Below are 6,791 nucleotides of genomic sequence, written 5' to 3'. Positions count from 1 at the left end.
AATTGTTGCAAATACTGTTCAATCCATCGCTTGCGATGGTCGAAGTTCTTTCCAGAGATCGGGTCATCTCCCATCAGAAAGCAGCGTCGGACCGTCCTGCTGAAGACATGCGCCACAGCAACTTCGGCGGGATCAAAAACTTCCGCTCGACACATCCGGGCCATCACTCACCTCGCTTGGCTATGCACTCGGAAAACTCAACCAAATCATCATTACCCTGAAGAGCGGCAAGTCAACACCTGAAAAGGAGCTATGTCCCCAGGCTCCCCATGCTGAAGAGCGGCAAGTCAACACCTGAAAAGGAGCTATGTCCCCAGGCTCGTCCCCCGTCGTAGTAGGTCGCCGTGGGGCGGTACCAACCTGGGTGGCCCACGGGGGCACCTCGTTTCTTCGCTGGTTGCTCGGGAACTGGCTGGAGCGGTGTCTGTGTGTCCGATGCGGCTTGCTTCTGCTTGTTGGTCGCGAACTTGTTCTGCCGCTCGAGTTTCAGTTCCATCTTGACTTGTTCAAGCTCAGCCTTGAGTTTTTCATTCTCTTGAGACAACTGACGATTTCGCTTTCGCTCGGCGTCAATCGTGCCTTGAAGGTATTGGTGGAACTGTTCGTTATCGTTGCTGCGAAGCACCAATACCGAGATCGGCACACCGCCAGCGTGCGGACAGTGTCCGACGTTGGGGCAGGGATCGTCTTTGCGAGGGTAGAAAGAGTAACTCATGCGAATTCCGTCCGTGATTTCCGCAACTTATTCGCATCAGGCCAATTCCACCAAGACCAGTTTCCCCGAATTTCCCTACGCAGGGGACTAAACTGTTACTCCCGTTATCTTCTCCCGTCCCGTTATCTTCTCCTCGCAAGAAACCGACCTGAAGTCACCCCAGGTTACCCAGAGTTCGCGTCGGCCCTGGGTCACCTACCGTCTTGAAATCCCCCCAAAAGGACATTTACGTCCGGTTCTCTATCCTTGAGTATCGCTTGCGCTCGGCTATAAGAAATTTCGGAAGTGGGCGAATCTATCTCAATGTATTTGACTGCCGGTAGTCTGACCAAATAATCCAACGCTTCGGCAGAAACAGGGCAATACCGCATCGTAACCGAAGACAAGTTTCTTGCGATTTTCGCATTCTTTAAGAATGTTCCCGATACGTTGGTTCCGTCTAGCTCAAGTTCTTCGACTTCAGCCATGAGTCGCGGTCCATCCAAAGCTTTGTCAGACAATTCTTCCGAATCGAAAATGTGAATTACGCTTAGGCGTGAAGCTGCAGTTAGCAAAACCTCCACGGCGTCGCCATCGCAATTTAAGAATGTAAATTTATACACGTCAGGCAATCGAAACTCGCCGTTCGGAAGGTTGCATTTCGTTACAGAATCAAAGCTGATGACTCGCAAACCGTGCAAACCCTGAAGAGCCTTTAGCTGCTCGGTGATCGCTGGATCGTCACCACATAACAGTACCGCGAACGGTTTGCCTGTAAAACCAAACAGTCGATCCAATAAGCTTGGATCCCCGTATTCCACCCAGCTTTCATCAAGCGAACCTTGCTCGCCAAAAACGCGAAGGGCTCGCCAGTTGCGTACTCTTGGTGTAACAGCAAACACGACCACTAGAGCCACGAGAAAGGCTAAGGTGGCAACCAAGGTTCGTATGGCAAAGCTCGTTTGGTAACGCACGGAATTTTAAAAACTCCTAGTATGTATTTTTGCTAAAACGGAAGATCCCGTTTTTTACAGGATTTTTCGAACCCGCTCTTTCCTTTGCAAGCGTTCTTGCAACTGAAGCAGATGCCGTCCGCTACACATTTTTTAGATGCAGCCGTATCACCCGGATGGAGCCACATGCACTGTTCGCGGTATGCTCTCTTCTCAAAATTCTGACAATTAAAACATTGATTTGGTTGAGGAGGAGTTGGCTCGGGGAACGGCACTGGCCCGCCAATCGTCGGACCTGCCTGATTGCCCCCTAGCCCTCGTTTCCCACACTTGTACTGGTCACAGTGGATAAGTTCATGAACAAGAAGAGCTTCAAATCTAGTCGCCGTTCCGTCCATATGCTGTGGTAAACAGATATGACAGCGTTGCCCTTCCGCAAAGCTGTATCCTCCGCCTCCGGGACAGTTCCCACAAAAAATATGAGCTCCTCGATCCCACTGGTTTTCCGCTCGTTCCGGCCAAGCAAAGTTGTCAATCGAGCTATTGAGAAACTCTTGACAGGACATTAGTCCCAATGGATCGAACCCGTGAACAGCAAAGTACGCCATGTACAAACTCATTCCATTGTCATACCCGATGGGATCTCTGGAGCTAAACCTACCCAGTTGCGCGTCGTACCAGCGGTTACGAAAGTAGTACAGCCCTGCATCCGGTGTCCACTCGCGGCTGGTATAGGTGTAGTGGACGCCGTACGTGCTAACCGCTCGTGGCGTGAAGTTGGCCTCGAAGATACTTAGGTTGCCGTAGGGGGCGTACTCATAGCGTTCTTGAACGCTCCCCGAATCACTCACCACCGCCGTCGTGTTCCAGTTCGCATCGGCCAGGTAATACAGTCGCTCGGTCAAGAGTCCACCCGACGGCGAGATGTCCCGGTCTCGGAGTACGAGATCGTCGATGTACCGCATCCCCCACACGTATTGGCGACGTGGCGTGTTGGAGGTGTCGACGTGTTCCTCGACACACTGCCAGGTGTCGGTGAAGTAGTAGTCACGCGTCCGAGCGAGTGTTCCCGAGGTGTACTCCTTGGCAGCGACGCGGAAGTTGCGGCCGTCAAATTGGTTTTCTAGGAGCACGTTCGAAGTCGTGTCATCGACCAGCTTTGTCATCCGGTTCCAGGCGTCGAACGTCGCCGTCATCGTCGCGTTGGTGCCGAGATCAGGTCGTGGGTTCGTTGTCGTGTTGCCGTTCTTGTCGTAAGCAGGAGTGGCCCAGATGTCGCTCGGCGTGTTGCTGATGTCCGTGATCTCGTTGACTTCGTTCGCAGTGCGCGTCTGATTGAAATCCCAGGTTCCGTCGCCGTTCTTATCCTGCCGGAATTCTTTCCAGTTACCCGTCGGATCGAGTGTCCAGCATTGGGCGGCGTCGAGCGTCGTGATCGCGGTGTGCGTGCCGTTGAGCTGGCCACGTTGAGCGGACTGCAGGCGGTTGAGTCCGTCGTATGCGTACAGCCAGTCGTGCTCTCGATTGGGATCGGATGGGTTTTCTCGCCACGTGCGGTTACTGGCCCGATCGTAGCCGTACTCGATCCGGGATAGATCGGTGCCTGCCGAGACATCTCGCCAGCGGACGTCCTTTACCTGACCGAAGCGATCCAGACCGCTGTAGATATCGCCAGTGTCGGGGTCGGTCGAGAGGGTTGGCGAGATTAGCGTGTAGCGGAGATCGGCCTGCGTGCTGTCCTGCTGGACGAAGGTGCCAAGACCCAGGTATTCGTAGGCCGCCAAGACGGTCGAATCATCATCGATCAGGCTGGACACCTGGTTCAGTTTATCGGTGATCGAGCCACTGCTGCCGTAGTCGAGCGTGACTTCTCGCCCGTTGGGATAGAGTGTGGCGGTGGGACGAAGCACGTTCCCACTGCCGTCGGTGTACGACCGTCCCACGCTGGGTGTCGAGGCGGGGTTGACCGCGCCGCTGTGCGACTGGAACGTTTTCGTCACTTGTCCGAACCCATCGAACTGTCGGTTGATTTGATTCTCGATCGAGCCGCTGCCGACCGACGGGTTATTATAACAGGTCACCGCCGCGACATTCCCGCGAACGTCGTAGGTTTGCTCCACGCGGCGGATCGCTCCGTCGACGCCTGCACCTAAGGTCGTGACTCGGTCTTGCGTCTGACGACCGAGGGCATCGAAGTCATACTGGCGAGTCGAGCCGTTTTGATCCGTGAGGCTGGTCCGCTGCGACTGGCGGTTATACGTGTAGCTGACGCTATCGGACGTGCCGGTTGAATCCGGATAGATCTCACGACGCAGCAGGCTGCTCGAGGCGATCGCGCTGTCTGACAGTGTGGTCCCGTAGATGTACTGCGTCACCTGATTGCCGGTGGAGGCGTTGACGGCGGTGAGTGTTTTGGACGCGAGTGCAGTCCAGGACTTGTGTTGTCACCGAACCGACGAATATCGGCAATCGGTTGGATGTCAATTCCCTCCGGTGTATCGCGCTGGCGCCTCAGTAAAGAGGCCTGACCCATTTGGCCGCTTCTTCTACCACCCGATTGTCAAAGATCCATTTTTACGTTGAGCATTCGCTGCTGCGCTTATCGTGAAATCAAAGCTGAAATCACGGCCAATGAGCCGACTCGAGGCTCCACCTCCTCTGAGGAAGACCGCCATTTGGACAACATTTTGTAACGAATCACGGTCCCGATGGGTCGTCGGGGTTTTGGACAGAACGGGCCCCAGATGTGCCCGATATCGGTTCTCGCGCATGTCAATGTTTACGTTTGACCATGACAGTGCTTAGATTTCTTCAACGTTCTAGCTAAATCTCTAATCGTGTTCGCTACCGACGTCCATCGAACGTGAAAATCGGATCTGTGTTGTCCACTCTCCAAACTCCTGCAATGTCGTCGCGTCCCAGATGATCCAGTAATAGCGATCCTTGTCCACACAATGAGTCAAAACATCGCGAACAGAGCGATGTTTCACGTTGATTTTGACGTCAGTTATTGTGTCGTTGTACATTTGCGTATTATCTCCAGACAACGGCCACGCAATCTGCGTAATATCACGGCGATGAAGTTCTCTGGCAATAAACCCTACCGGCCCCGAATAATTTAAGTCTACTAGGCGATCAAAAATCTTGCTCTGCTTTTCGGCGGCTTCTTCGATGACATGGATCACCGGATGTTTCTTGTCTTCTTCGTCTAGGATCACCCGGATGCCCGGCAGCTTCGTCTCGATCTCTCGGATCAGCTCATGAATAGTGGAAACCGAGGGATCGAAAGACCTCTTTGGACTGCTCAACGCGTCTGAGCCGTACAAGCGATATATCGTAAAATGGACTTTGAGTTTTGGACCCATCATTTCAAAGTAAGCGTCTGACGTGTCCAAGGAACTCGGATCAATCTGCGTTGTATTTTGTGGCGACATGGAGTAGCCCCTTGCGTGAGTGATTAGTGAAATCATCGCGACGGCAATCGCAATGCTAAGGATATCGGGGAAATAGCGGTGCCCCAGATTTCGCTGAGACCGCACGCAAGCATCCAGTTCATGTTCATTCTTCATATCGCCCTTTCCCTTCGAAACCAAATTTGGGACAACCATATCGGCAGCGCGGATCAAACCACAATGGCTCCATCTGGACAAACGATCCATACACAGTCAAGCTGTCGATGACAGAGCCAGCGGTCGGTCTTGCCGATCTCATGGCCGCATATTCGCACAGGAATTCGCTGCGGAGCACACGCCGAAGACGCCATGGTTAGTGCTTGTTCAGCCGGCCAGTCTTCGGCAGATTGACTATCAGCATCTACGATGGACGGATCCGGTTCTTGGTACCACATCACAGGATCCTGATACTTTCCGTCGCTAGTGATCGCCTGATTGATCGGGTACCAATTGCCGCGATTCTTTTCTTCGACACAACATCCTTCGTACATCTCATCGAGCGAGTCTTCGAACTGATCACAAACTTCCATTGTCACCCAGGCGATCCACGCGGTTATTAATTTCACTTTTCCGGTAGGTAAGTTTATAAACGCGGGACTAGTCGTGCCGTCGAGTACAAGGTTTTCTGGCGTCCGGTGTGAGCCCGGCGGGCAGGCTGGCGTACCGGACGAACTGCTGCTGGAAGTGCCGTAGTGACAGGGACCGCATATCGATTTTGGCACAATCACGACTGCCTGTGCGGAACCACAGACATGACCATCGAGCTTCGCTTCAATAGTGGTGTCACCGTTCGGCTTGGTGTTAGGTGTTGCAGACGTACCTCTCACATCGATCACGATCTTACCGGTGCCTGAGTCTCGCGAGATCTCCGTGACACTGACTCGGCTAATTCCAGAGATATTGATTTCAAAATCATCGGTCCGCCCTTTTGGGGTAACCGTGATCGTTACCCGTCGCTTGATATCCTTGACACACGAATTGCTTGAGCTGCTGGACGAGTTACTTGACGAACTGCTGCCTGCGACGGGGCCTGCCGGAATCGTAAAACCTGTCTTAACTTTCGAAGGATCAAATACAGCGGAACACGCAGAGCTGCTGCTGGAGGACGAGTACCCAGACGAGCTACTTGAGGACGAGCAACTGGACGAACTTCCCATCCACGAGGAACTAGACGAGCTGCCACCACCATGAGAGGAACTGCTGCTGCTTGATGAAGATCCTGGCGATGAACTGCTGGATGACATTCGCAAACTTTCCGCGATTGACGTAAAGGGGCGTAATCGGTCGCAAAGCCAATGTTACAGGGTCACTTCCAGAAAACAACCTCAGCGGAGAAGATTTTTGAAGATGCAGTCCAATGATTCCAAATCAACAAAAAGGGGCCACCCAAACTTTTATTCCTGTCCGGCGGATCATTTGCGGCGAAGAGTTGAAAATCCGTTGCACTCTTTGCAAAATCGGTGATTTGACGCATCTGACTTGAGCAAGAATCGCTATACCGCAACCGAGAGCGCAGCAGTTATTCCAACTGTCTACCAGGCAGGCGGATTGCATCGGGTTAGATATTACCGGCCTCGCTTTGGTCGCACTTCCCGCCGGTTTTGGGCCGAATTGTTGTCGCAAGTGGCAGCGATTGTTACACCGCTAATTCGGTACAGTCTCGCCCGCCCTCGTAACCCGCAACTCGCAACC

At 53.2% G+C, this 6,791-nt stretch carries 7 protein-coding genes; 2 read left to right on the top strand and 5 right to left on the bottom strand.

Annotated features, from left to right (window positions below; all coding sequences use genetic code 11):
- Positions 1 to 250: 250 nt before the first annotated feature.
- The 5 genes from Poly21_RS26510 to Poly21_RS28100 all read right to left on the bottom strand — a co-directional run bounded on the left by Poly21_RS26510 (position 251) and on the right by Poly21_RS28100 (position 5,665).
- A complete protein-coding gene (locus tag Poly21_RS26510) occupies positions 251 to 715 on the bottom strand; it encodes a hypothetical protein (RefSeq protein WP_146410084.1) in 465 nt (154 codons plus the stop codon).
- 191 nt (positions 716 to 906) lie between these two features.
- Entirely contained in the window at positions 907 to 1,668 is a 762-nt protein-coding gene (locus tag Poly21_RS26505; RefSeq protein ID WP_146410083.1) for a type 1 periplasmic-binding domain-containing protein, read from the bottom strand.
- Positions 1,669 to 1,700: 32 nt separating this feature from the next.
- Complete coding sequence (locus Poly21_RS26500; protein WP_146410082.1) at positions 1,701 to 4,022, bottom strand: RHS repeat domain-containing protein; 2,322 nt, start codon at positions 4,020 to 4,022, stop codon at positions 1,701 to 1,703.
- 456 nt (positions 4,023 to 4,478) lie between these two features.
- Positions 4,479 to 5,273, bottom strand: a complete 795-nt coding sequence (locus Poly21_RS26495) for a hypothetical protein (protein WP_146410081.1) — start codon at positions 5,271 to 5,273, stop codon at positions 4,479 to 4,481.
- Positions 5,270 to 5,665 (bottom strand): hypothetical protein, encoded by a 396-nt coding sequence (locus Poly21_RS28100; protein WP_302120741.1) that lies wholly within the window; start codon positions 5,663 to 5,665, stop codon positions 5,270 to 5,272. The genes Poly21_RS26495 and Poly21_RS28100 overlap by 4 nt, the downstream gene beginning before the upstream one ends.
- 280 nt (positions 5,666 to 5,945) lie before the next feature.
- Here Poly21_RS28100 and Poly21_RS28095 point away from each other — a divergent pair, with 280 nt between their 5' ends.
- Positions 5,946 to 6,290, top strand: coding sequence for a hypothetical protein (locus Poly21_RS28095; RefSeq protein WP_302120740.1), 345 nt, complete (start codon positions 5,946 to 5,948; stop codon positions 6,288 to 6,290).
- A 288-nt stretch (positions 6,291 to 6,578) separates the two neighbouring features.
- A partial coding sequence (locus Poly21_RS28090) for a hypothetical protein (RefSeq protein ID WP_302120739.1) occupies positions 6,579 to 6,791 on the top strand: 213 nt, incomplete at its 3' end.

It is taken from the genome of Allorhodopirellula heiligendammensis (assembly GCF_007860105.1).
In the GTDB taxonomy this organism is placed as follows: Bacteria; Planctomycetota; Planctomycetia; order Pirellulales; family Pirellulaceae; genus Rhodopirellula; species Rhodopirellula heiligendammensis.
Note: the sequence above shows the minus strand (reverse complement) of the source record. Positions and strands in the feature narration are given on the sequence as shown.

Coding starts and splice junctions, on each gene's coding strand:
- Poly21_RS26510 (WP_146410084.1), bottom strand. CDS start 715: ATGAGTTACTCTTTCTACCCTCGCAAAGACGATCCCTGCCCCAACGTC.